The sequence below is a fragment of the Pseudonocardia sp. ICBG162 genome, from assembly GCF_020496225.1.
Taxonomy (GTDB): domain Bacteria; phylum Actinomycetota; class Actinomycetes; order Mycobacteriales; family Pseudonocardiaceae; genus Pseudonocardia; species Pseudonocardia alni.
Window position 1 is genome coordinate 1,720,963 of record NZ_JAHLJD010000031.1, and the last position, 22,582, is coordinate 1,743,544.

The 22,582-nt window shown below is 72.2% G+C and carries 22 protein-coding genes, 2 tRNA genes, 1 other RNA gene, 1 pseudogene and 1 riboswitch; of the genes and pseudogenes, 19 read left to right on the forward strand and 7 right to left on the reverse strand.

Annotated elements, in window-relative coordinates:
• Window positions 1-63: 63 nt before the first annotated feature.
• The 5 genes from KPL60_RS33125 (at window position 64) to KPL60_RS33145 (ending at window position 6,487) form a co-directional block, all read left to right on the forward strand.
• Window positions 64-2,388: a molybdopterin cofactor-binding domain-containing protein gene (locus KPL60_RS33125; RefSeq protein WP_226368223.1), complete on the forward strand. Its 2,325-nt coding sequence runs from the start codon at window positions 64-66 to the stop codon at window positions 2,386-2,388.
• 10 nt (window positions 2,389-2,398) lie between these two features.
• Complete coding sequence (locus KPL60_RS33130) at window positions 2,399-2,869, forward strand: (2Fe-2S)-binding protein (protein WP_226354735.1); 471 nt, start codon at window positions 2,399-2,401, stop codon at window positions 2,867-2,869.
• A 382-nt stretch (window positions 2,870-3,251) separates the two neighbouring features.
• On the forward strand, window positions 3,252-5,603 hold the full coding sequence (locus KPL60_RS33135; RefSeq protein ID WP_226368224.1) for a molybdopterin cofactor-binding domain-containing protein: 2,352 nt from the start codon (window positions 3,252-3,254) through the stop codon (window positions 5,601-5,603).
• Between the two features lie 10 nt (window positions 5,604-5,613).
• The gene (locus KPL60_RS33140) at window positions 5,614-6,084 is read left to right on the forward strand and encodes a (2Fe-2S)-binding protein (protein ID WP_226368225.1); all 471 of its coding nucleotides are present in this window, start codon (window positions 5,614-5,616) and stop codon (window positions 6,082-6,084) included.
• An 85-nt stretch (window positions 6,085-6,169) separates the two neighbouring features.
• Window positions 6,170-6,487 carry a hypothetical protein gene (locus tag KPL60_RS33145; RefSeq protein ID WP_226354738.1) on the forward strand — a complete coding sequence of 106 codons (318 nt, stop codon included), beginning with the start codon at window positions 6,170-6,172 and terminating at the stop codon, window positions 6,485-6,487.
• A gap of 65 nt (window positions 6,488-6,552) precedes the next feature.
• Here the strand turns inward: KPL60_RS33145 and KPL60_RS33150 are convergent, their stop codons facing one another.
• Window positions 6,553-6,867, reverse strand: a complete 315-nt coding sequence (locus KPL60_RS33150) for a multidrug efflux SMR transporter (protein ID WP_226368226.1) — start codon at window positions 6,865-6,867, stop codon at window positions 6,553-6,555.
• A gap of 20 nt (window positions 6,868-6,887) precedes the next feature.
• Window positions 6,888-6,954, reverse strand: a riboswitch (guanidine-III (ykkC-III) riboswitch).
• A 72-nt stretch (window positions 6,955-7,026) separates the two neighbouring features.
• Between KPL60_RS33150 and KPL60_RS33155 the strand changes: the two genes are divergently transcribed.
• From KPL60_RS33155 to KPL60_RS33165, 3 genes are read left to right on the forward strand one after another with little or no spacing between them, the layout of a single operon-like run.
• Window positions 7,027-7,284, forward strand: coding sequence for a hypothetical protein (locus KPL60_RS33155; RefSeq protein ID WP_226354740.1), 258 nt, complete (start codon window positions 7,027-7,029; stop codon window positions 7,282-7,284).
• 35 nt (window positions 7,285-7,319) lie between these two features.
• Complete coding sequence (locus KPL60_RS33160; RefSeq protein WP_226368227.1) at window positions 7,320-7,700, forward strand: VOC family protein; 381 nt, start codon at window positions 7,320-7,322, stop codon at window positions 7,698-7,700.
• 47 nt (window positions 7,701-7,747) lie between these two features.
• Window positions 7,748-8,386, forward strand: coding sequence for a LysE family translocator (locus tag KPL60_RS33165; RefSeq protein WP_226368228.1), 639 nt, complete (start codon window positions 7,748-7,750; stop codon window positions 8,384-8,386).
• 13 nt (window positions 8,387-8,399) lie between these two features.
• Here KPL60_RS33165 and KPL60_RS33170 read toward each other — a convergent pair whose 3' ends face one another.
• Entirely contained in the window at window positions 8,400-9,386 is a 987-nt protein-coding gene (locus KPL60_RS33170) for a DUF418 domain-containing protein (protein ID WP_226368229.1), read from the reverse strand.
• 122 nt (window positions 9,387-9,508) lie between these two features.
• On the opposite strand from KPL60_RS33170, the gene KPL60_RS33175 reads away from it, so the two are divergent.
• Window positions 9,509-10,033: a DinB family protein gene (locus KPL60_RS33175; protein WP_226368230.1), complete on the forward strand. Its 525-nt coding sequence runs from the start codon at window positions 9,509-9,511 to the stop codon at window positions 10,031-10,033.
• A gap of 65 nt (window positions 10,034-10,098) precedes the next feature.
• Here the strand turns inward: KPL60_RS33175 and KPL60_RS33180 are convergent.
• Window positions 10,099-10,187: transfer RNA gene (locus KPL60_RS33180), tRNA-OTHER, on the reverse strand.
• A gap of 135 nt (window positions 10,188-10,322) precedes the next feature.
• Window positions 10,323-10,646, reverse strand: a complete 324-nt coding sequence (locus KPL60_RS33185; RefSeq protein ID WP_226364755.1) for a putative quinol monooxygenase — start codon at window positions 10,644-10,646, stop codon at window positions 10,323-10,325.
• 420 nt (window positions 10,647-11,066) lie between these two features.
• Here KPL60_RS33185 and KPL60_RS33190 point away from each other — a divergent pair, with 420 nt between their 5' ends.
• On the forward strand, window positions 11,067-11,543 hold the full coding sequence (locus KPL60_RS33190; RefSeq protein WP_226364754.1) for a tyrosine-type recombinase/integrase: 477 nt from the start codon (window positions 11,067-11,069) through the stop codon (window positions 11,541-11,543).
• A gap of 71 nt (window positions 11,544-11,614) precedes the next feature.
• Here KPL60_RS33190 and KPL60_RS33195 read toward each other — a convergent pair.
• Window positions 11,615-11,702: transfer RNA gene (locus tag KPL60_RS33195), tRNA-Ser, on the reverse strand.
• An 80-nt stretch (window positions 11,703-11,782) separates the two neighbouring features.
• On the opposite strand from KPL60_RS33195, the gene ffs reads away from it, so the two are divergent.
• Both ffs and KPL60_RS33205 read left to right on the forward strand, forming a co-directional pair.
• Window positions 11,783-11,877, forward strand: an RNA gene (gene ffs / locus KPL60_RS33200) — signal recognition particle sRNA small type.
• Window positions 11,878-11,928: 51 nt separating this feature from the next.
• Window positions 11,929-14,514: a DNA polymerase III subunit gamma and tau gene (locus KPL60_RS33205; RefSeq protein ID WP_308016624.1), complete on the forward strand. Its 2,586-nt coding sequence runs from the start codon at window positions 11,929-11,931 to the stop codon at window positions 14,512-14,514.
• Window positions 14,515-14,550: 36 nt separating this feature from the next.
• On the opposite strand, the gene KPL60_RS33210 is transcribed toward KPL60_RS33205, so the two are convergent.
• Window positions 14,551-15,354, reverse strand: a complete 804-nt coding sequence (locus KPL60_RS33210; RefSeq protein WP_226364753.1) for an N-acetylmuramoyl-L-alanine amidase — start codon at window positions 15,352-15,354, stop codon at window positions 14,551-14,553.
• Window positions 15,355-15,481: 127 nt separating this feature from the next.
• Between KPL60_RS33210 and KPL60_RS33215 the strand changes: the two genes are divergently transcribed.
• The 3 genes from KPL60_RS33215 (at window position 15,482) to KPL60_RS33225 (ending at window position 17,549) form a co-directional block, all read left to right on the forward strand.
• Window positions 15,482-15,796: a YbaB/EbfC family nucleoid-associated protein gene (locus tag KPL60_RS33215; RefSeq protein ID WP_060713646.1), complete on the forward strand. Its 315-nt coding sequence runs from the start codon at window positions 15,482-15,484 to the stop codon at window positions 15,794-15,796.
• 1 nt (window position 15,797) lies between these two features.
• Window positions 15,798-16,415 (forward strand): recombination mediator RecR, encoded by a 618-nt coding sequence (gene recR, locus KPL60_RS33220; protein WP_226364752.1) that lies wholly within the window; start codon window positions 15,798-15,800, stop codon window positions 16,413-16,415.
• Window positions 16,416-16,538: 123 nt separating this feature from the next.
• Window positions 16,539-17,549 carry an IS481 family transposase gene (locus KPL60_RS33225; RefSeq protein WP_226364751.1) on the forward strand — a complete coding sequence of 337 codons (1,011 nt, stop codon included), beginning with the start codon at window positions 16,539-16,541 and terminating at the stop codon, window positions 17,547-17,549.
• Between the two features lie 119 nt (window positions 17,550-17,668).
• On the opposite strand, the gene KPL60_RS33230 is transcribed toward KPL60_RS33225, so the two are convergent.
• The gene (locus KPL60_RS33230) at window positions 17,669-17,872 is read right to left on the reverse strand and encodes a hypothetical protein (RefSeq protein ID WP_226354749.1); all 204 of its coding nucleotides are present in this window, start codon (window positions 17,870-17,872) and stop codon (window positions 17,669-17,671) included.
• Window positions 17,873-18,118: 246 nt separating this feature from the next.
• Here KPL60_RS33230 and KPL60_RS33235 point away from each other — a divergent pair, with 246 nt between their 5' ends.
• The 4 genes and pseudogenes from KPL60_RS33235 to KPL60_RS33250 form a co-directional block, all read left to right on the forward strand.
• Entirely contained in the window at window positions 18,119-19,039 is a 921-nt protein-coding gene (locus tag KPL60_RS33235; protein WP_226354750.1) for a helix-turn-helix transcriptional regulator, read from the forward strand.
• Between the two features lie 114 nt (window positions 19,040-19,153).
• Window positions 19,154-20,806, forward strand: coding sequence for an ABC transporter substrate-binding protein (locus KPL60_RS33240; protein ID WP_374228585.1), 1,653 nt, complete (start codon window positions 19,154-19,156; stop codon window positions 20,804-20,806).
• A 76-nt stretch (window positions 20,807-20,882) separates the two neighbouring features.
• On the forward strand, window positions 20,883-21,887 hold the full coding sequence (locus KPL60_RS33245; RefSeq protein WP_062399555.1) for an ABC transporter permease: 1,005 nt from the start codon (window positions 20,883-20,885) through the stop codon (window positions 21,885-21,887).
• Window positions 21,884-22,582 (forward strand): annotated as a pseudogene (locus KPL60_RS33250) (ABC transporter permease); the annotation flags it as partial. The gene KPL60_RS33245 and the pseudogene KPL60_RS33250, both read left to right, overlap by 4 nt.

Genomic DNA, 22,582 nt, shown 5'->3' on the forward strand with positions numbered 1-22,582 from the left:
TCCGCTCTCCAACGGACTCCGTCGGCCGCTCCCCAGGGCCACGGAGCGAAGGAGAGGACAACGATGTCTGCCCCGACTCGTGCACGCACCGGACGCCGTGACGTCAGCCGTCGCCGATTCCTCGGCTACCTGGTCGCGGCCCCCACCCTCGTCGTCGCCGCCGAGGTCGGCCGCCAGCAGCTGTTCGCCCCGCCGGGGGCCTCGGCCGCGGCCATCCCGTCGCCGCCCCAGCTCGCCGACACCTACGACCTGCTCGACGCGATCCGGGACACCTCCCGGCCGACCTCGGCCCTGATCCGGGTGGAGGTGAACCGGGACGGCACGGTGTCGTTCCAGCTGCCGCGGTCGGACAACGGGCAGGGGATCATCACCTCGACCGCGATGATCATCGCCGAGGAGATGGACCTCGACCCGGACCAGGTGACGGTCACCCTGGCCGACTCGCGCCCGGAGCTGGTGTTCAACCAGCTCACCGGCGGCTCCAGCACGACGTTCTCGACCTACACCCCGATCCGGGTCGCCGCGGCGATCGCCAAGGGCCGGCTGCTGGACGCGGCCGCCGCCCTCCTCCAGCAGGACGCGGACACCCTCACCAGCCGCGCCGGGCTCATCACCGGCGCCGGGGGCAGCGCCATCCCGTTCGGCGAGCTCACCGAGGCCGCGGCCGTCGACGCCACCCGCTCGGTCGAGGTCGTGCTCAAGCCGCGCGAGGAGTTCACGGTCATCGGGACCGACCGGCGCAACGCCCAGGCCCACGACATCGTCACCGGCCGCAAGCAGTTCATCGCCGACCTGAGGATCCCCGACGCGCTGCCGACGGTGATCTGCCGCGGCCCGAACCTGAACTGCGCCCCGGTGTCGGTCGCCAACGCCGACGAGGTGCGCTCGATGCCGGGCGTCACCGACGTCGTCGAGTGCGCCACCGGCGTCGCCGTGCGCGCGCACACCTACGGCCAGGCCGTCGACGGCGTGAACGCGCTGCGTGTGCGGTGGGACGCCGGCACCGTCGAGGGCGAGAACGACGAGTCGGTGCTGCAGAAGGTGCGGGCGGCCGAGCTGCCGCTGGCGGTCCCGTCGGTGGCGGGGGAGACCGTCGAGGGCGACTTCACCTTCTACTTCCGCAGCAGCTCGGCGCTGGAGACCAACACCGCGATCGCCGACGTCCGGGACGGCCGGTGCGAGATCTGGACCTCGCTGAAGATCCCGATCACCGTGCAGCACGACATCGCCGAGCAGCTCGGGCTGCCGGTCAACGCGGTCACCATCCACATCGTCCCGGGCGGCGGCTCCTTCGGCCGCCGGCTGTTCGGCGACGCGGCCAAGGAGGCCGCCGAGATCTCGCAGAAGCTCGGCAAGCCGGTCAAGCTGATCTGGTCGCGCGCCGACGACTCCCGCCAGGGCCGGGTGCACCCGATGGCCACCTCCCGGATCCGGGCGGTCGTCTCCGGCGAGTCCGTCGTCAGCTTCGAGCAGCGCCACACCGGCGTCACCTGCGACTTCGGGCACGGCTTCGGCGACGCCGTCACCGCGGCCGCCGCGAAGGCCCCGCTCGGCCAGCTCTCGGTCGCGGAGTCGATCTGGGAGCTGACCCAGGCCACGCCGTACGACTTCGGTGCCCAGACCCGGGTGCTCAGCGAGGTCGACATGCGGTTCAACACCGGCTCGATGCGCAACGTGTACTCGCCCGACGTCTGCACCGCCCGTGACCTGATCGTCGACCGCATCGCCGAGAAGATGGGCAAGGACTCCTACGAGTTCCGCCGCGAGTTCCTCCGCAACGACGCCATGCGCGCCGTGCTCGACAGGGTCGCGGAGGAGGGCGACTGGGGTCGGTCGATGCCCGACGGCACCGCGCAGGGGATCGGGTTCCACGTCGAGTACAAGGGCTTCGCCGCCTGCCTGGTCGAGATCGACTGCCGCCCGCAGACCGTGGACCGGAAGGTCCGCCAGGCGAGGACCGGTCCGCGCGTGACCAAGGCGGTCTTCGCCGTCGACGGCGGTCTGGTCATCAACCCGCTCGGTTTCAAGGCCCAGATCATGGGCGGGATCAACGACGCGATCGCGATGACGCTGACCGCGGGCCTGCACCTGGTCGACGGGCACTTCGTCGAGGCGAGCTGGGACAACTACTTCTACACCCGGCAGTGGAACACCCCGCTCGACCTGCAGGTCCACCTGGTCGACAACGGCCGGCCGGAGCCCGGCGGGGCCGGTGAGTTCGGCGTCGCCCCGACCTGCGGGGCCATCGCGAACGCCTACGCCCGGGCCACCGGCCGGGTGCCGGACCACTTCCCGATCCTGCACCACGAGCCGCTGCCGTTCGAGCCGTACCCGACCGTCCCGCCGATCCCGCCGTCGCCGACCAACGGTCTCGACTTCGCCCGCTGAGGAGCCCGACATGTCTTCCCACACCTTCACGGTCAACGGCGAGAAGGTCACCGTCGACGTCGAGGACGACGTCCGGGTGCTCTGGGTCCTGCGTGACCTGCTGGGCGTGACCGGTCCGAAGTACGGCTGCGGGATCAACGTCTGCAAGGCGTGCACGAGCCACATCAACGGCAAGGCGTTCAACCCGTGCTCGGTGCCGGTGGGTGCCCTGTCGGAGTCGGACGAGATCACGACGATCGAGGGCCTGGCCAAGGGCGAGGAGCTGCACCCGATGCAGCAGGCCTGGATCGACAACGACGTGGCCCAGTGCGGGTACTGCCAGCCCGGCCAGATCATGGCCGCGGTGGATCTGGTGAAGCGCTGCTCGGCCGAGGGCCGCTCGATCGACGACGAGGCCCTGGACGAGATCCGCAACATCTGCCGGTGCGGCACCTACAACCGCATCCGCGAGGCGATCAAGGCCGGCGCCGACAAGATGTGAGGGCGAGCGCCCGCCGCACGGGTCCGGGCGGCGGGCGCACTCCCCTCGGTGGCGCACCCGTCCCGGGCCTGCCGGGCTCGACCTGATCACCCGTACGAGTGGTGTCCTCCCAGTAGAGCAACCTCATCCTGCGGACTTTGCGGCGGCGAGTCATCCGCATCTGCGGGTAAGGGGACCCTGAGCGCCAACTCGTTGACCTGCCAATCAAGGTATCTCCGACGGTCCGGCAGCGGATTTCCCATGACACGTAGCGCGCGTACCGACGCGTATCCGTCGAATCAGGCACGTCGTTGATCGCCCGAATGCCCCGCAGCCGTCCCCCGCTCCCCGCACCGGACGTCGCATCGGGTCGTGCACCGCAGCACATTCGGAGAGGACAACGATGCCCGCTCACAGCGCCACCGCCCCCGAGCGCCCGGCGTCCGGCGACGGCCGCAAGAACGTCAGCCGCCGGCGGTTCCTCGGCTACCTGGTCGCCGCCCCCACGCTGGTCGTCGCGGCCGAGATCGGGCGCCAGACCTGGTTCCCCGGAGTCCCGCAGGCCAACGCGGCCGCGGTTCCGTCGCCGCCACTGCCCGCCGAGCTGTACGACCTGCTCGACGCGCTGCGCGACTCCATGCGCCCGACCGCGAACCTCATCCGCATCGAGGTCAACCGCGACGGCACCGTCTCCTTCGCCCTGCCCCGGTCCGACAACGGTCAGGGCATCATCACCTCGACGCAGATGATCATCGCCGAGGAGATGAACCTGGACCCCGACCAGGTCATCGTCACCCAGGCCGACGCGCGCCCCGAGCTGGTGTTCAACCAGCTCACCGCCGGGTCGAGCACGACCTTCTCCACCTACACCCCGATCCGGGTGGCCGCCGCGCTGGCGCAGAAGCGCCTGCTCGACGCCGCGGCGAACGAGCTGCGCCAGGACGTGAACGTGCTGCGCAGCCGCCAGGGCCTCATCACCGGCAACAACGGTGAGGAGCTGCCGTTCGGCGAGCTCACCGAGCTGGCGTCGAGCGCGGCGAACGAGGCCGTCGACGTCGTGCTGAAGGACCGCGAGCAGTTCACCGTCATCGGGACGCCGCGGACCAAGTCCGATGCGCGCGCCATGGTCACCGGCAAGAAGCAGTTCGCCACCGACCTGCAGATCCCCGACGCCCTGCCGACCGTGATCTGCCGCGGCCCGAACCTGAACTCGGCCCCGCAGGGCGCCAACAATCTCGACGAGGTCCGTGGGATGCCGGGCGTCACCGACGTCGTCGAGATGACGACCGGCGTCGCGGTGCGGGCGAAGACCTTCGGCCAGGCGATCGACGCCGTGAACGCGCTCGACGTCTCCTGGGACGGTGGCACCGTCGAGGGCGAGAACGACCGCTCGGTCCTGGAGAAGCTGCGCCAGGGCGAGCTGCCGCTGGCCGTCCCCCAGGTCCCCGGTGAGACGATCGAGGGCGACTTCACGTTCTACTTCCGCAGCAACTCCTCGCTGGAGACCAACTGCGCGATCGCCGACGTCCGCGGCGGCACCGCCGAGATCTGGGGCCCGGCGAAGAACCCGATCGCGGCCCAGGCCGAGATCGCGAAGAAGCTCGGCATCCCGCAGAACGCCGTCACCTTCCACGTCACCCAGGGCGGCGGTTCCTTCGGCCGCAAGCTCTTCTTCGACGCCGCGGAGGAGGCCGCCGAGGTCTCCCAGCTGATGGGCAAGCCGGTCAAGCTGATGTGGACCCGCGCCGACGACTCCCGTCAGGGCCGGGTGCACCCGATGGCCACCAGCCGGGTGCGGGCCCAGGTCAGCGGGGACACCGTCACGAGCTTCGAGATCCGTCACACCAGCGTGGCCACCGAGGGCAACCCCGGTCTCGGCGAGGCGATCACCGCGGCGGCGCAGAAGGCCCCGGGCGGCAACTACACGGTCTCGCAGAGCCTCTACGTGCTCACCCAGACCAACCCGTACAACGTCGGCGTCGCGACCTCGCTGCTCAACGAGGTCGACATGCGGTTCAACACCAGCTCGATGCGCAACATCTACTCGCCCGACACGGCGACTGCGCGGGAGCTGATGGTGGACCGGGTCGCGGAGAAGATGGGCAAGGACCCGTACGAGTTCCGGTCCGCCTACACCAAGCTGACCCGCTGGAAGAACGTCGTCGACCGGGCCGCCCAGGAGGCGGACTGGGGCAAGTCGATGCCGAAGGGCACCGCCCAGGGCATCGCGATGCACGTCGAGTACAAGGGCGTCGCCTGCGCCGTCGTCGAGCTCGACTGCCGCCCCGAGACCGTGGACCGGAAGATCCGTTCCGCGCGCACCGGTCCGCGCGTCACGAAGGTGACCTACGTCGTCGACGCCGGCTTGATCATCAACCCGCGTGGCTACGAGGCCCAGATGATGGGCGGCATCAACGACGGCATCGCGATGACGCTGACGTCGGGCCTGCACCTCGACGACGGGCACTTCATCGAGGCCAGCTGGGACAACTACTTCTACACCCGGCAGTGGAACACCCCGCCGGAGATGAACATCGTCCTCATCGAGGATTCCGAGTCCCCCGAGCCCGGCGGAGCCGGCGAGTTCGGCGTGGCCGCGACCTGCGGCGCGATCGCCTGCGCCTACGCCCGCGCGACCGGGAAGGTCCCGACCGAGTTCCCGATCCTGCACAACGAGCCGCTGCCGTTCGAGCCGTACCCGACCGTCCCGCCGATCCCGCCGTCGCCGACCAACGGCCTCGACGTCGCCCGCTGAGAGGACTGACATGCCTTCCCACACCTTCACGGTCAACGGCGAGAAGGTCACCGTCGACGTCGAGGACGACGTCCGGGTGCTCTGGGTCCTGCGCGACCTGCTCGGGGTGACCGGTCCGAAGTACGGCTGCGGGATCAACGTCTGCAAGGCCTGCACCAGCCACATCAACGGCAAGGCGTTCAACCCCTGCTCGGTGCCGGTCGGCGCCATCTCCGAGTCCGACGAGATCACCACCATCGAGGGGATCGCGAAGGGCGAGGAGCTGCACCCGATGCAGCAGGCCTGGATCGACAACGACGTCGCCCAGTGCGGCTACTGCCAGCCCGGCCAGATCATGGCGGCGATCGACCTGGTCAAGCGGTGCGCGGCCGAGGGGCGCTCCATCGACGACGAGGCCCTGGACGAGATCCGCAACATCTGCCGGTGCGGCACCTACAACCGCATCCGCGAGGCCATCAAGGCCGGCGCCGACAACATGTGAGCCGGGTGCGGCGTGCTCCGTATGCCGCATCTCACTGGGCCGTTAGTGTGAACGGTCTGCTCCCCGCTACCGAAGGACGGATTCGATGAAGAACCGGATGCGACGCTCGCTGATCGCCGTCGGCGCCCTCGCGGCCGTGGCGTTCCCGCTGGCCGGGATCGCCGCCGCCGACACCGACGAGGGTCACGGCTACCCCAGCACACAGAGCCCCACCCAGGGCCTCGACGCGGTGGGAGCCACCGTCGGGACCTTCGGGGCGAGCTTCCTCGACGCCGCCGACACGTTCTCGCCGAGCAACCGGCCCGACGGCGTCAACGGCACCGACACCGAGATCCCGCAGCCTGACCCGCGCTTCGTCGAGGGTCCGGCCGGCGGGCTGGTGAAGGACGGACCCTTCGAGTAAGGGGCTCCCAGACGGCGGGGCCGGCGCTCCTCACGGGGGTGCCGGCCCCGTCGTCGTACCGGGACTCAGTGCAGGACCTTCAGCCCCACCACACCCGCGACGATCGCGAGCAGGCACAACAGCCGCGCCGTCGTCGCCGGCTCGCCGAGGGCGGCCATGCCGTAGAGCGCGGTGCCGACCGCGCCGATGCCGACCCACACGGCGTACGCGGTGCCGACCGGCAGGTCGCGCAACGCCAGGGCCAGCCCGCTCATGCTCAGGGCGAGCGCGCCCGCGAACAGCAGCGACGGACCGAGCCTGCTGAACCCGCGGCTCTGCGACAGCGCCGCGGCCCACACCGTCTCCAGCACACCGGAGACCACGAGGTAGATCCATGCCATGACGAACTCCTCCCGGAAGGGATGCGTCGTCTTGGCGTTCCGGGTACGGCGCGTCTCGTCCGGGGAGCCGCCGGGTGGGCGGTCCGGTACCAGCATGGCGGACCGCCGGGCCCGGGTCGAGTGATGGTGACCGGTCGGACCGCCGCCTACCCTTCTCGGGTGCGCCTGCTCGCCGTCGTCGCGGGGTCGTGCCTGTTCACCGGCGGGATGGTGCTGCTGCCGTCCTGGCTGGACCGGGTGCTGCCCGATCCGGACGACCAGCCGTACGTGTACTACCTCCCGCCCGGCGCCCCCGACCCGCCCGGTCCGGACCTGACCTGGCCGATCCTGGGAGCGGTGCTGGTCGGCATCGGCCTGGTCTGCGGGGGAGCGGCGCTGCTGTGGCTGGTGTTCCGGCTGATCTCCCGGCTGCGCTGAGGCTCGAGCCGCATCGATCCCGCTACCGTCGTCGCATGCTGGTCGTCGGCTCGATCGTCCTGCGCGTCACCGACCTCGCACGACAGGTCCGGTTCTGGACCGAGGCGCTCGGCTACGAGGCGCGCACCCCCGCGGACGACGACTTCGTGCTCCTCCGCCCGGGCGACGGCCGCCCCGGCCCGAACGTCTCGCTCGACGTCGCCCCGTCCGAGCGGGTCCTGCCGCCGCGCATCCACCTGGACCTCTACGCCGACGACCAGCAGGCCGAGGTCCGGCGCCTGGTCGCCCTCGGCGCGCAGGAGGTCCCCTGGGGCAACCGGCCGGCCGACGCCGACTACGTGATCATGCAGGACCCCGAGGGCAACCGGTTCTGCGTCGTCGACGGTGGGGAGCGGTCCGCACCGTCCCGACGCTGATCGGGAACGGGCTCGACACCGGTGGCGGGTCGGCGGACGCTTCCGCCGTGGACCATCGACTCCTCGCGTTCGCCGCCGCCGCGGCCGTCGTCATCGTCATCCCCGGACCCAGCGTCGTGTTCACCGTCGGCCGCGCGCTCGCGGCCGGCCGGTCCGCCGCGCTGGCGACGGTCGTCGGCAATGCCGTCGGCGTCTTCCTGCAGGTGGTCGCGGTGGCGGTGGGCCTCGGGCACCTCGTCGCACAGTCCGCCGCGGCGTTCACCGTCCTGAAGCTGGTGGGTGCCGCCTACCTGGTGTACCTGGGGATCGCGGCGTTCCGGCACCGGCACGACGTCGTCCGCGCGATGCAGCGCTCGGCCGGTGATGCCCGGCGGGTGGGTCCGGCCCGCAGAGTCGTCGACGGGCTGGTGGTCGGCGTGCTGAACCCGAAGTCCGTCGTCTTCTTCGTCGCGTTCCTGCCCCAGTTCGTCGACGCCCGCGGGCCGGTCGTCACGCAGATCCTGCTGCTGGGGGCGTTCTTCGTCGCCATCGGTCTGGTGCTCGACAGCGTGTGGGCCCTCGCCGCCGGATCGGCCCGGGCCTGGTTCGCGTCGTCGCCGCGGCGGATCGCCGCCGTCGGCGGTGCCGGTGGGCTCGCGATGATCGGGCTCGGCGTCGGGGTGGCGGTGACGGGGTCGTCGCAGTAGCCGGCGGGGCGGGCTAGACCATCCGTGCGGGTGACCACCAGGAGATGCTGCGCCACAGCCACTCCACCGGCCCGTACCGGAAGCGCCGCAGCCACCAGCGGCTCACGACGACCTGGACCACCAGGATCGCGGCGGCGAGCGGGAGCAGGGCGCGGTACCCGCCCGGGCCGGAGAACGCCGGGGCCGTGGTCAGCAGCACGACCAGCAGCGTCGCCGTGAGGTAGTTCGTCAGCGCGAGCCGCCCGAGCGGGGCGAGCACGGACGACACCCACGGCCCGACCCGGGACGCCGTCAGCAGGACCAGCGCGCTCGCGTACCCGACGGCCATGACGAGCCCGGCGGTCGAGGACACGTGATCGAACCCGCTGTGCTCGATCGTGTCGACCTGGATGCTGAGCAACGGCACCGCCACGACGACGGACCCGGCCAGCACGGCCGCCCACACGGCCCGGTTCGGCGCCGCCATCCGGTGGTGCAGGCCGTAGCGGGCGGCGGCGAGGCCGAGCAGGAACAGCCCGGGTACGAGGAGGAGCCCGCCGCTGGTGAACGCGAGCGCCACCCCCGTCGCGACCGCTCCGCCGAGCGCGATCACCGGCCGCGGCAGCCAGGAGGCCGGCAGGAGCACGACGACGCCGACGATCGCGTACGGGAGCAGCGCCTCACCGGGCTGCAGGAGGTGGTGCGCGGCGCCGAGCACACCGAGCACGAGCAGCCGGCGCAGCAGCACGAGCCGTGGCCGGGTGGTCCGGCGGGCGGCCCCGTCCAGGAACAGGGCGGTGCCGAGCCCGAACAGGAACGAGAACAGCGGGAAGAAGCGCTGGTGCGCGGTGAGCTCCAGCCACTGCGGCAGGGTGCCGCTCCAGGAACCCGCGGCGGGCGGCAGCCGGGCGATCGCGGGCATGTTGACGAGCAGGATCCCGCAGAGGGCCAGCCCGCGGAGGGCGTCGAGGGCGTCGACCCGGTCGGGGGCGGTGGTCGTCGGATCAGTGGGAGCGCTCACGTCTGTTCGCTGCACCGGTCCAGCGTGGCGGCCGTGCGGGGCCCGCGGATCGGCCCGGAGGCCGGTTCCGCCTGCGGGGCGTCGTACTTTCGGCCGGGACCGTGCGATGCCAGGCTCGGGCGATGTCGGCATCCCGTGTCGCGCTCCTGCGGTGGCAGTTCGACCTGACGTGGGCCCTTTTCGAGTACCACCTCGACCGGCTCGACGACGACGAGACCCTGTGGCGACCGGCGCACGTCTGCTGGACGGTGCACCCGTCCGGTGACGGGACGTGGCGGCCCGACTGGGCGGACTCCGAACCCGACCCGGTCCCCGTCCCGACGATCGCGTGGGTCACCTGGCACATCGACTGGTGGTGGTCGGTGACGCTGGACCACCTCCGTGGCCGGACCCCGCGGGACCGCACCGACGTGGTGTGGCCGGGCGACGCCACGTCGACCGTCGCCCGGATGCGCGCACTGCGTGAGGAATGGACGGACGTCCTGGACGGACTGTCCGACGACGACCTCGCCGCGGAGGCCACGTTCCCGTGGCAGGGGGACCCGGAGATGACGGTCGGCCACACCCTGGCCTGGGTGAACACCGAGCTGGCGAAGAACGTCGCGGAGGTCGGACAGCTGCGGCTGGTGCGCGCGGCCGGTCGCTGAGCAGGCCCGGGAACGACGAACGCCGGGCCACCCGCGAGGATGTGCCCGGCGTTCCGCCTTCCAGACGGAGGATACGGGATTCGAACCCGTGAGGGATTGCTCCCAACACGCTTTGCGAGTCTGGTGAGGCGTGTCCAGTCGCAGTTTCATCCTCTCGTACCGGTGCCCGGCCCCCTCGACCCAGCCTGCGCGTACCTCGGTGAACGAGCGTGAATGAGACTGCGACCGAGCCCAGGGGAGAGCGGCGTGACCGCCCGGCGTCGTCTGTGGTGCGGCTTCCCGCGCCAGTTCAGCCTGCGTCGCCGGGAAGTTTCGGGAGGGCCGAGTAGGGGTGCGCTGCAATGCGCATCGGCGGCTCGGCGAGCAGGTCGATGATCTCATCGCGTAGCTGGTCGGCCAGGGGGCTCTGCTCGTAGGCATCCTTGGCTTCGACCGAACGGAACACCTCGACGTTCCACAGCACGTCCGGATCGTCATCTTCGCGGAGAATGGTGAATCGATCAGACGAATCGGACTTCTCCATCCCAGCTGTCGCCAATTCGAACAGCCGATCACCCTTCCCCGGCTTGGCACGCATCTTGATGATGTAGGCGGGCTGATCGCGGAATCCCATGACCGGAGCATGTCAGGCCGCATCGCGGGGAACCATCTGCACGATCACGGCCGAGCGGGGATCCCCACTCTGCCTGCCTCGCCCTGCCCGCTCGGTGATGGCGTCCAGAGCGGTCCGACGGTCATGGGTGTCGTCCGCCGCGTACTCCAGGCTGCGCTGGACGATCCGGGCGTATCGGCGAAGGAGTTCCAGCGCGTGACAGCAGCCGGTCTGCTGGTGACTCGCCAGCATGCCGACCGCGTGGTGCACCACGGTCGAGGCGCGGAGCGTCGACGTCGAGTCGTCGCCGAGGGTGGGTCGTGATCATCGGACAGCCCGTCGGTGAGCAGGCTTGCACAGCTCGCGTCCGACCGGGGTCCAGGATCATGAGATCGGTAGCAAGGTGTGGGGCGACCCTGTGGAGCCCGGGCCTGCTCGGCGGTGACGCGGTGCGCCGGCTACCGCCCGAAGCGGCTCGCGGACCGGCCGGAGACCGACGAGACGACGTCGCGCGCCGGACGCCGCGCCATCGGCCTCCCGGACGAACCGGTCGCGCTCCTGGAGTCCCACTGCGAGGAGCAGGACCGCGAGCGCGACACGGCCGCGCAGCTCTGGCAGGACTCCGGCTACGTATTCACCGACGAACGCGGCGAACCGCTCAACCCGAACACCGACCACCATCATGGGAAGGAGCTCCTGCGCGACGCCGGGGGCCGTGACGATCGCCTGCGCGACGCCCGCCACATGGCCGCGACGGTGCTGCTGATCCTCGGCGTCCCGGAGAGCGCGGTCATGGGCCTGATGGGCTGGTCGACGACCGCGATGGCCCCCCGCTACCAGCACATCACCGGGGTCGTGCGCAGCGACGTCGCCCAGCGTGTGGGCGGCCTGATCCGGGGCCGGCCGGATGCCGGGTGAGGCTGGAAATGAGACTGAACGCCGAACGCCGGGCCACCCGCGAGGGTGTGCCCGGCGTTCCGCCTTCCTGCTGGCGGAGGATACGGGATTTGAACCCGTGAGGGATTGCTCCCAACACGCTTTCCAAGCGTGCGCCCTAGGCCACTAGGCGAATCCTCCGCGAAAGAGGTTACGCGACGCCCTCGGCGATCCGACGCGGCCCCCTCGCCGCCCGACGGCGCCGTCCGTGGCACACTGTCCGTGGACCCCGTGCAGCGTCCATCCTGTGAACTCCCCCAGGGCCGGAAGGCAGCAAGGGTCAACAGGCTCTGGCGGGTGCGCGGGGTCCCCTTCTGTCTCCGAGCGGGTCCCCGAAGTGTCGGACCCCCTGGGTAGCCTTCCCCTCGTGGCTCTGGCTCTGTACCGCAAGTACCGCCCGGCCAAGCTGGCCGACGTCGTGGGGCAGGAGCACGTCACCGAGCCCCTGGCCACCGCCCTCACCGCGGGGCGGATCAACCACGCGTACCTGTTCTCGGGGCCGCGGGGCTGCGGCAAGACGTCCTCGGCCCGCATCCTGGCGCGCTCGCTGAACTGCGAGCAGGGGCCGACCCCGGACCCGTGCGGCGTCTGCAACTCGTGCATCGCGCTCGCCCCCGAGGGGTCGGGCAGCATCGACGTCGTCGAGCTCGACGCGGCGTCCCACGGTGGTGTCGAGGACGCGCGCGAGCTGCGTGACCGCGCGTTCTACGCGCCGGCCGAGTCGCGCTACCGCGTGTTCGTCGTCGACGAGGCGCACATGGTCACCACCCAGGGCTTCAACGCGCTGCTCAAGATCGTCGAGGAGCCCCCGGAGCACCTGGTCTTCGTCTTCGCGACGACGGAGCCGGAGAAGGTGCTCCCGACGATCCGGTCGCGGACCCACCACTACCCGTTCCGGCTGATCCCGCCCGGCACGATGCGCGCGCTGCTGGAGAAGATCTGCGGCGAGGAGCAGGTGACCGTCGCGCCGCCGGTGTTCCCGCTGGTCATCCGGGCCGGGGGCGGCTCGGCCCGCGACACGCTGTCGGTGCTGGACCAGCTGCTCGCCGGCGCCGGGCCGCAGGGTGTCACCTACGAGCGCGCGGTCGCGTTGCTCGGGGTGACCGACTCCGGCCTGATCGACGACACCGTCGACGCGCTCGCCGCGGCCGACGGCGCGGCCGTCTACGGCGCGGTGGACCGGCTCGTCGAGGCCGGGCACGACCCCCGCCGCTTCGCCTCGGACCTGCTGCAGCGCTTCCGCGACCTGATGCTCGTGCAGGCCGTGCCGGACGCCGCGGAGCAGGGCCTGGTCGACGGCGCCGCGGACGAGCTGTCCCGGATGGCCGACCAGGCCGCCCGGCTCGGACCGGCCACCCTCACCCGCTACGGCGAGATCCTGCACCAGGGCCTGATCGAGATGCGCGGGGCGACCGCCCCACGGCTGCTGCTGGAGCTGCTGGTCTCGCGGATGCTGCTCCCGGCGGCCACGACCTCCGACGGCGGGCTGCTCGAACGTCTGGAGCGCATCGAGCGGCGCAACGCGATCGCGCCCGACCCCGCCGGCCCGTCCGACGACGGCGGCGCCGCCAAGCGGTTCGTGCGGCCCAGCGAGCGCCCGGCCGGCTCGGAGCCGGCCGGCGGCGCACCGTCGCGTTCCGCGGAACGCGAGGCCGGGGCCCCGATGGCCGTGCCCGCCCCGGCACCGTCGCGGCCCGCCGAGCCCGCACCGGACGCCGCACCCCCGGCACCCGCAGCCCCGAAGCCCGCGGGGACCCGGCCGGAGGCGGGCGCGGCGCGTTCCGCGGAACGCGACGACGACGGCCGTGCCACGGCCACCGCAGCCGCCCCGCCCGCGGCTCCCGGCGCGGACCGGCACAGCGGCCCCCAGGACCGGGGCGGCGACGCCCAGGGCCGGGGCGGTGAGGCCTCCGGGCGTGGCCCCACGTCCGCGGAGGCCGGGAACCGGCCGACGGGCGCCCCGGCACCCCACGCCGACGGGGCGACCGGACCACGCGGACAGGGGAGCGCGACGACGGAGGCGGAGTCCGGCGCGGAGCGTTCCGCGGAACGCGCTCCGGCGACCGCGGGCCCCGGTGCGCCCTCCGAGGCGGCCGCCGGCCCGGCCCGGGCGCACGGCCCGGGAGCAGACGGCCCGGGTGCGGACGGTCCGGCCGCAGAGGGCCGGCCGGCGGACGGTCGCCGGGCGGACGGGCCGGGAGCGGGCGGGGCCGAGGAGCCCGCCGCGCAGGAGGCCGCACCCCGTCGCCCCGCCCCGCCCCGCGACGGCGCCCCCGCCGACGCCGTACCGCCGGAGTCGGCGCAGCCGGTGTCGTCGGCGTCGTCGCTGGACGCGACGGCGGTCCGCCGGGTCTGGCCGGAGATCCTCGCCGCCGTCCGCCAGCGCAGCCGCAGCACCGAGGCGCTGCTGGTCAACGCCACCGTCCGGGCGGTCGACGGCGACACCCTGGTCCTCGCGATCGGCGCCCCGCCGCTGGCCCGCCGGCTGTCCGAGGCGCGCAACACCGACGTGATCGCCGATGCGCTGCGCGCCGTCCTCGGGGTCCAGTGGCGGGTCCACTGCGACACCGGGGAGGCCGCGACCGCGCGTCGCGCCGCCACACCGGAACGCGCGCAGCGGGCGGTGCCGCAGCGCCCCTCCCAGCGCGACGCCCCGCAGCGCGAGCAGGGCGGGCGGCCCACCCGCCGTCCCGCGGGGGACTCCGACGTCCCGCTGCCGCCGGAGCCGCCGCCGGAGGACGCACCGCCGGACCCTCGTGATGCCGGACCGCAGGGGGGCGACGGTCCGGGTGCACGACCCGCCCCGGTACGGAACCAGGCCGCCGAGGAGGAGGACATGCTCGCCGAGGCCGCGGCCGAGGCGGCGTCACCGGGTGCCCGTCGCGACCCCGAGGCCGCCGCGCTGGAGATCCTCACCTCGCACCTGGGGGCACGCGCGATCGACCCGCGCTGACTCCCGGCCCGGGCGGGGTGGCCGGGTCGCGGGTGGTCAGCGGCGCAGCTGCGCCAGCACCGCCGTGGCCACCGCCGCCGCGATCCGGTCCCGCCCGGCTGGGTCGGTGAGCACGGCGGCGTCGCCGGCGTTGCGCATGTTGCCCGCCTCCACCAGCGCGGTCGGCACGGTCGAGGTGTTCAGGCCGGCCAGGTCCTCACGGCCGTCGAGCCCGTCGCGGCCGATGTAGCCGGCCGGGGCGAACCCGGCCGAGCGCAGCGCGTCCCGCAGCCCGGTGGCCAGGCGCAGTGACGCCGGTCCGGTCCCGTGCACCGCGGGCTCGGCGTAGGCGACGTGGAACCCGCGGGCCGAGGCCGCCGCGCCGTCCGCGTGCAGCGACACGGCCAGCGCCGCACCGGCCCGGCCGCCCGCCGCCCCGCGGGCGTCGACGCAGGGGCCGACGCCGTCGTCGTCGGGACGGGTGAGCACCACCCGCACACCGGCGGCCTCCAGCCGGGACCGCACCCGCCCGGCCAGGTCCCAGGTGAAGGTGTGCTCGGCGTAGCCGGCGTTCGTGGACGTGCCGGTCGTGTTGCACGGTTTGGTCCCGCCGCGCCCGTCGGGGACCGGCCGGTTCACCGCGGCCGGGTCCGCGGCGTTGCCGCCGTTGTGCCCGGGGTCGAGCAGCACGACGGGGGCGGGGACCGGCGCCGGGGTGGTGGGCAGCGAGCGGGTCGTCGCGGCCGGCACCGGGGTCGCGTCGACCGAGGGCGGGGCCGGTGCCGCTACGCCGCAGCCGGCGCACAGCAGCGCGACGACGGCCGGGGGGACGGCTGTGGCGGAACGGATCAGGGCGCGCACGGTCGGTCAGCCTGACACGTCTACCCTGGGAGAAGGACACGTCCGCGCCGGTCGCGCCGGGGAAGCCCCCGATCGCGCGAGCCGGACCCGACAGCGAGGGGTACGCGTGCAACCCGGTCAGCCCGACATGCAGATGATCCTGCAGCAGGCCCAGAAGATGCAGCAGCAGCTCCAGCAGGCCCAGGCCGAGCTCGCGACCGCCGAGGTCACCGGCCAGGCCGGGAACGGGCTGGTCGAGGTCACCGTCACCGCGGGGCTGGAGCCGCGCTCGGTGCGGATCGACCCGAAGGTCGTGGACCCGGAGGACGTCGAGACCCTGCAGGACCTCGTCGCCGGCGCGCTCGCCGACGCAGTCCGCCGTGCGCAGGAGCTGCAGCAGGAGAAGATGGGTCCGCTCGCCGGCGGTCTCGACATGGGCGGCCTGGGCCTCCCGGGCGCCTGAGGTGTTCGAAGGACCGGTCCAGGACCTGATCGACGAGCTGGGACGCCTGCCCGGGGTCGGTCCGAAGAGCGCCCAGCGCATCGCGTTCCACCTGCTCGCCGCGGACCCGGCCGACATCAACCGGCTCCAGGAGGTCCTGCAGACGCTCAAGCAGGGCGTCGCGTTCTGCGACGTGTGCGGCAACGTCGCGTCGGACACCCGCTGCCGCTACTGCTCCGACGCGCGACGCGACCCGACGCTGGTGTGCGTGGTCGAGGAGCCCAAGGACGTCCTGGCCGTCGAGCGGACCCGGGAGTTCAAGGGGCGCTACCACGTGCTCGGCGGCGCGCTCGACCCGCTGGCCGGGATCGGCCCGGACACGCTGCGGATCCGCGAGCTGCTCGCCCGCCTCGGCGGCACCGGTCCGGCGACCGACGAGACCGAGATCTCCGAGGTCATCATCGCGACCGACCCCAACACCGAGGGCGAGGCGACCGCGACCTACCTGGTCCGGCTGCTGCGCGACTTCCCGGGCCTGAGCGTCACGCGGCTCGCGTCCGGCCTGCCGATGGGCGGCGACCTGGAGTTCGCCGACGAGATGACCCTCGGCCGCGCGCTCGCCGGCCGGCGGGCCCTCTAGGTGTGATGCCCAGGCACGTTGGTCGAGATCGTGTGACGACACGGTCTGATCTGTAGATGGGCGAAGGCCTCCCGGGTGTGGAGTGGAGCTGTCGAGGAACCGCTCCGCACCCAGGAGGCCTTCGTGTCCCACGCTACCCACTCCAATGCCGCGCTCACCTGTCGTGCCCGACTCCGACTCGCTCGCTTGGTCGTCGATCTAGGCTGGTCTGTGGCCCGCGCCGCCGAGCGCTACGACGTCTCGTGGCGGACTGCGAACAAGTGGGCCCAGCGCTACCGCGATGAAGGCCCGGCCGGGATGCACGACCGGTCCTCGGCCCCCCGTCACCAGCCGAACCGCACGCCGGCGCCGGTGGTCCGCAAGATCGTGCACCTGCGCTGGAAGCAGCGCCTGGGACCGGTCGAGATCGGCGACCGGCTCGACATGGCGTCCTCGACCGTGCACGCCGTGCTCGTGCGCTGTCGCATCAACCGGCTCACCCACATCGACCGGGCTACTGGCGAGCCGATCCGCCGCTACGAGCACGAGGCGCCCGGCGACTTGATCCACGTCGATGTCAAGAAGCTCGGCAAGGTCCCCGACGGAGGCGGATGGCGCTACGTCGGTCGTCGACAAGGCGAGAAGAACCGTGCGGTGACCTCGACACGAACCGGTCTGCCCAGGAGTCGGTACCACCAGCCTCTGCTGGGCACCTGCTACCTGCACACCGTCATCGACGATCACTCTCGAGTCGCCTATGTCGAAGCACACGAGGACGAGACCAAGCAGACCGCGGCCGCGGTCCTGCGTAACGCGGTCGCCTGGTTCGCCTGCCGCGGTGTCACGGTCAAACGCGTGCTCAGCGACAACGGCGGCTGCTACAAGTCTCATCTCTGGCGCGACACCTGTGCCGAGCTGGGCATCACCCCGAAAAAGACACGGCCCTACCGGCCGCAGACGAACGGGAAGATCGAGCGCTTCCACAGGACCCTGGCCGAGGGCTGGGCCTTCAAGAAGCTCTACAACTCCGAGTCAGCCCGACTCGCGGCTCTGCCAGCATGGGTCCACGACTACAACCACCACAGGCCCCACTCGGCAATCGGAAAGGCCACACCCATCACCAGGTTGAACAACCTGGCTGGGCATCACATCTAGGCCCCGGACACAGAACGGGCCGGTCCGCCCCGGGCGCGTCGCCCCGGTCGTGACCGGCCACCCGGCGCAGCAACCCCCCGCCGCTGCGCCGTCCTTCCTGGTGGGTCCCGACAGTGGTGTCAGTCGGAATCCTCGTCGCCCCACGCGTCCACGTGGTGCGGCCGGCCGTGGAGCTGGCGCTGCCTGCGCTCCCACTCCCGGCGTCGCTGCTCGGCGATCCTGCGCCACGCCTCGCTCTGGCGCCGGTCGGTCACCCCGATCACGATCGCCGAGACGACCAGCGTGGCCAGCCCCGCCAGGGCCACCGCCACCAGCGCGATCACGGCGACCACCGCCCGGTACGGGCGCTGTGGTGCGTGCCTGTGTGCGGCACCTGCGTCCTGCGGATCATGTCAATCTCCCTTCGTGTGTCGCGGTCGGTCCGTGGTCCCCGGTCGCCACGGTCGGTGTGTCTGCCGTCACGTCCGGGTGACTCCAGGATGCACGACGATGCGCCTCCGTGCAATTGCAGGCACAGGGAATTGCACAGAACTGTAGATTGCACGGCGGGGCCACGGAGGGGGCGCGAGGTGGAGCAGGAGCCGACCGGCGCGCGACGACGGCTGGGTGCCGAGCTGCGCAGGCTGCGCGTCAACGCCGGTCTGAAGCTGGAGGACGCCGCGGGCGGCGTGGGCTGCTCGACGTCGAAGATCAGCAGGCTGGAGAACGGCAAGGGGGTGCCGCGCCCGGCCGACGTCGCCGCGCTGGTCGAGGTCTACGGCGGGGTCGCCGGGGTCGAGGCGGAGATGCTCGAGCGGCTGGTCACCGAGAGCCGCACCCGCGGCTGGTGGGAGCCGTTCACCGAGGGCCTGCGCAGCGACCCGCACTTCCTGCCGTCGCCGGGGCGCTACGCCGCCGCCGAGTCCGACGCGACCGCCGTCGCCGCGTTCGACCTGACCGTGCTGCACGGGCTGCTCCAGACGCCCGCCTACGCGCACGCCGCGCTGCGTGCCCGGCTCCCGGGGCGCCCGGACTGGGAGATCGACCAGCTCGTGCGGCTGCGCGGACGTCGCCACGAGGCGCTCACCGCGACGCCGCCGCTGGTGCTCGACGCCGTCGTCGACGAGGCCGTACTCACCCGCGCGACCGGCGGCCCCGCGGTGATGGCCGAGCAGCTCGACCGGCTGCTCACGCTGTCGGGCCTGCCCGACGTGACGCTGCGCGTGCTCCCGTTCGGCGCCGGGCCGCAGCGGGCGCACGCCGGCCGCTTCGCGATCCTGACCGTCCCCGACGAGCTCGGCCCCGACGTCGTCCACACCGAGGGGCACGCGGGGGAGTCGTTCCTGGAGTCGCCCGCCGACCTGCGCACCTACCGCGAGGTCTTCGACGAGGTCCGGGCCGCCGCGCTCGACGAGGACGCCTCGCGGGCCGCGGTGTCGGCCCACCGGGACGCGCACCGGTCGGCCGTCGACGACGGCCCGGACGAACGGGACGTGCGTACCAGTTCGTAGCACTATCGTGACGCAAGGGTCTACCGGTTGGTAACGGACCGCTATAGGTTTCCCCGTCATCAGGTGTCCTCACGCACACATCGGGTGGACGCCTCTGCCGACGAGGGGACCGGAATGCGCAGACGGTGGATGACGGCGGTCATGGCGGGCGTGCTCGCAGTGGGCATGACCGCCTGCGCGAGCTCGGAGCGCGGAGCGGGTGGCGACGCCGCCGGGGGGACGTTCGTGTTCGGCGCCGCGGGTGCGCCGAAGAACTTCGACCCGATCTTCAACGACGACGGCGAGAGCTTCCGCCCGGCCCGGCAGATGTTCGACACGCTGATCACCTACAAGCCCGGGACCACCGAGCTCGAGCCCGGCCTGGCCACCGAGTGGAAGTCCACCCCGGACGGCAAGACCTGGACGTTCACCCTCCGCGAGGGCGTCACGTTCCACGACGGCACGCCGCTCGACGCGACCGCGGTCTGCGCGAACTTCGACCGCTGGTTCAACATGAAGGGCGCCGCGGCGCAGAGCCAGATGATCTACTACGGCGACGTCTTCGAGGGCTTCGCCAAGAACGAGGGCGACGCCTCGGGTACCCCGCTCTACAAGTCCTGCACGGCGCAGAGCCCGAACACCGCCGTCCTGGCGCTGAACAAGTTCAAGGGCGCGTTCCCGGCCGCCTTCGGCCTCACGTCGTTCTCGATCTCCAGCCCGGCGGCGCTCAAGCAGTACGACGCCGACGCCGTCACCCAGAGCGGTGACTCCTTCACCTACCCCGCCTACGCGAACGAGCACCCGACGGGCACCGGGCCGTTCAAGTTCGAGAGCTTCGACAAGGCGAACAACACGATCACCCTGGTCCGCAACGACCAGTACTGGGGCGAGAAGGCCAAGCTCGACCGGCTCATCTTCAAGATCATCCCGGACGAGAACGCCCGCAAGCAGGAGCTGGCCGCCGGCACCATCGACGGCTACGACTACCCGTCCCCGGCGGACTACCAGACCCTGAAGGACCAGGGCGACCAGGTGCTGATCCGCCAGCCGTTCTCGCTGCTCTACATGGGCATCAACACCAAGAACAACCCGAAGCTCAAGGACCTGCGGGTCCGCCAGGCGCTCGCCTACGCGATCGACCGCGAGTCGCTGGTCCGCACCAAGATGCCGGAGGGCTCCGCCGTCGCGAAGGAGTTCGTGCCGCCGACCGTCGCGGGCTACGCCGACGACGTCACCCAGTACCCGTACGACCCGGAGAAGGCCAAGCAGCTGCTCGCCGAGGCCGGCGCGCAGAACCTGACGCTGAACTTCTACTACCCGACCGAGATCACCCGGCCCTACATGCCGAACCCGGCGGACCTGTTCTCGGCGATGTCGGCGAACCTGAAGGCCGTCGGCATCACGGTCAACCCGGTCGCGCGGCCGTGGAACGGCGGCTACAAGGACGACGTCCAGAAGGCCGGCAAGCACGACCTGCACATGCTCGGCTGGACCGGTGACTACAACGACGCCGGCAACTTCGTCGGCACGTTCTTCGGCCGGGAGAAGGCCGAGTTCGGGGCGCAGGACCCGGCGATGTTCGCCGAGCTGGCCAAGGCCGACGCCATCCCGGACCCGGCCGGTCACGCCGCCGCGTACCAGCAGGCGAACAAGGACATCATGGCCAAGTACCTGCCGGCCGTGCCGATCCTGACCACCGGCCCGGCGATCGTCGTCGGACCGAACGTGCAGGGCGTGATCCCGTCGCCGCTGACCGACGAGCGCTTCGTCTCCGTCAGCAAGAACTGACCGTGCCCCGGGCGCCGCGGAGATCCCGCGGCGCCCGGTCGCGTGTCCCGCCTCCCACCACTGAGGACATCCACGCATGCTGCGCTTCGTCGCGCGCCGCCTGCTCCAGGTCGTCCCGACGCTGCTCATCCTGTCCGTCCTGTTGTTCGCCTGGCTGCGGTCGCTGCCCGGCGGACCGGCCGGTGCGCTGCTCGGAGACAAGGCGACCCCGGAGTCGATCGCGGCACTGAACAAGACACTGGGCCTGGACCAGCCCATCCCGATCCAGTACCTGCACTACCTCGGCCGGGCGCTGACCGGCGACTTCGGCGCCTCCCTCGTCACCGGCGACCCGGTGATCACCGAGCTCGGCCGGGCGCTGCCGGGGACGATCGAGCTGTCCCTGTCGGCGCTGCTGCTCGCCGTCGCCCTCGGGATCCCGCTCGGCTACCTCGCCGCCCGCCACCGCGGCGGGATCTGGGACAACCTGACCATCGTCGGGACGCTGGTCGGCGTCGCCGTACCGGTGTTCTTCCTCGGCTACGTGCTCAAGCAGTTCCTGGCCGTCGACCTCGGCCTGTTCCCGCCGTCCGGGCTGCAGTCGACCGGCATCGACGCCACCTCGGTCACCGGCTTCCCCACCCTCGACGGCCTGCTGACCCGCGAGTTCGACGCCAGCTGGGACTCGCTGCTGCACCTCGTGCTGCCGGCCGTCACGCTGGCGACGATCCCGCTCGCCGTCATCGTGCGGATCACCCGGGCGTCGGTGCTCGACGTGCTGGAGTCCGACTTCGTCCGCACCGCCAACGCCAAGGGCCTCGCGCCGGGCACCGTCCGCGGCCGGCACGTCCTGCGCAACGCGCTGCTGCCGGTCTCCACGACGATCGGCCTGCAGACCGGCCTGCTCCTCGCCGGCGCGGTGCTGACCGAGAAGGTGTTCAACCGGCCCGGCATCGGCACCCTGATCGCCGAGGGCATCGAGCGCCGCGACTACCCGCGGCTGCAGGCCGTGGTGCTGCTCGGCGCGCTGATCTACGTGCTGGTCAACCTGCTCGTCGACCTGTCCTACGCCGTGATCGACCCGAGGGTGAGGCTGCGATGAGCGCACCGACCACCTGGGCGCAGCGGCGGAAGGACCGGATCGACGACACCGCCGGCCGCAGCCTGTCCGCGGACGCGCTGCGCCGGCTGCGCCGCAGCCCCACCGCGATCGTCGGGGCGGTGATCATCGGGCTGTTTCGTGCTGGTCTCGGTGTTCGCGCCGCTGCTGGCCCCGCACGACCCGGCCCAGGCGTTCCCGCAGCTGCTCGACCAGCTGCGCCCCGGCTCGATCCCCGGGCCGCAGCCCGGCTTCCTGCTCGGAGCGACCAGAACGGCCGCGACGAGTTCTCCCGGATGATCCTGGCGTCGGCGCCAGACCCTGCTCGTCGGCGTGCTCGCGACCGTGTTCGGGCTCGCGGCTGGCCTGGTCATCGGTGTGCTCGCCGGCGCGTTCGGCGGCTGGATCGACACCGTCCTCATGCGCGTCACCGACGTGCTGCTGTCGATCCCGTCGCTGCTGCTCGCGATCTCGGTCGCGGCGCTGGCCGCCCGGCCCAGCCAGACGACGGTCATCATCGCCGTCGCGCTGGTGAACGTGCCGATCTTCGCGCGGCTGCTGCGCGGGTCGATGCTCGCCCAGCGCGACTCCGACCACGTCCTCGCGGCCACCGCGCTCGCGTGAGGCGACGGGCGGTCGTGCTGCGGCACATGCTGCCCAACGCGATCGGCCCGGTGATCGTGCAGGCCACGCTGACC

Coding starts and splice junctions, on each gene's coding strand:
- KPL60_RS33125 (WP_226368223.1), top strand. CDS start 64: ATGTCTGCCCCGACTCGTGCACGCACCGGACGCCGTGACGTCAGCCGT.
- KPL60_RS33130 (WP_226354735.1), top strand. CDS start 2,399: ATGTCTTCCCACACCTTCACGGTCAACGGCGAGAAGGTCACCGTCGAC.
- KPL60_RS33135 (WP_226368224.1), top strand. CDS start 3,252: ATGCCCGCTCACAGCGCCACCGCCCCCGAGCGCCCGGCGTCCGGCGAC.
- KPL60_RS33140 (WP_226368225.1), top strand. CDS start 5,614: ATGCCTTCCCACACCTTCACGGTCAACGGCGAGAAGGTCACCGTCGAC.
- KPL60_RS33145 (WP_226354738.1), top strand. CDS start 6,170: ATGAAGAACCGGATGCGACGCTCGCTGATCGCCGTCGGCGCCCTCGCG.
- KPL60_RS33150 (WP_226368226.1), bottom strand. CDS start 6,867: ATGGCATGGATCTACCTCGTGGTCTCCGGTGTGCTGGAGACGGTGTGG.
- KPL60_RS33160 (WP_226368227.1), top strand. CDS start 7,320: ATGCTGGTCGTCGGCTCGATCGTCCTGCGCGTCACCGACCTCGCACGA.
- KPL60_RS33175 (WP_226368230.1), top strand. CDS start 9,509: ATGTCGGCATCCCGTGTCGCGCTCCTGCGGTGGCAGTTCGACCTGACG.
- KPL60_RS33185 (WP_226364755.1), bottom strand. CDS start 10,646: ATGGGATTCCGCGATCAGCCCGCCTACATCATCAAGATGCGTGCCAAG.
- KPL60_RS33215 (WP_060713646.1), top strand. CDS start 15,482: ATGCAGATGATCCTGCAGCAGGCCCAGAAGATGCAGCAGCAGCTCCAG.
- KPL60_RS33240 (WP_374228585.1), top strand. CDS start 19,154: ATGCGCAGACGGTGGATGACGGCGGTCATGGCGGGCGTGCTCGCAGTG.
- KPL60_RS33245 (WP_062399555.1), top strand. CDS start 20,883: ATGCTGCGCTTCGTCGCGCGCCGCCTGCTCCAGGTCGTCCCGACGCTG.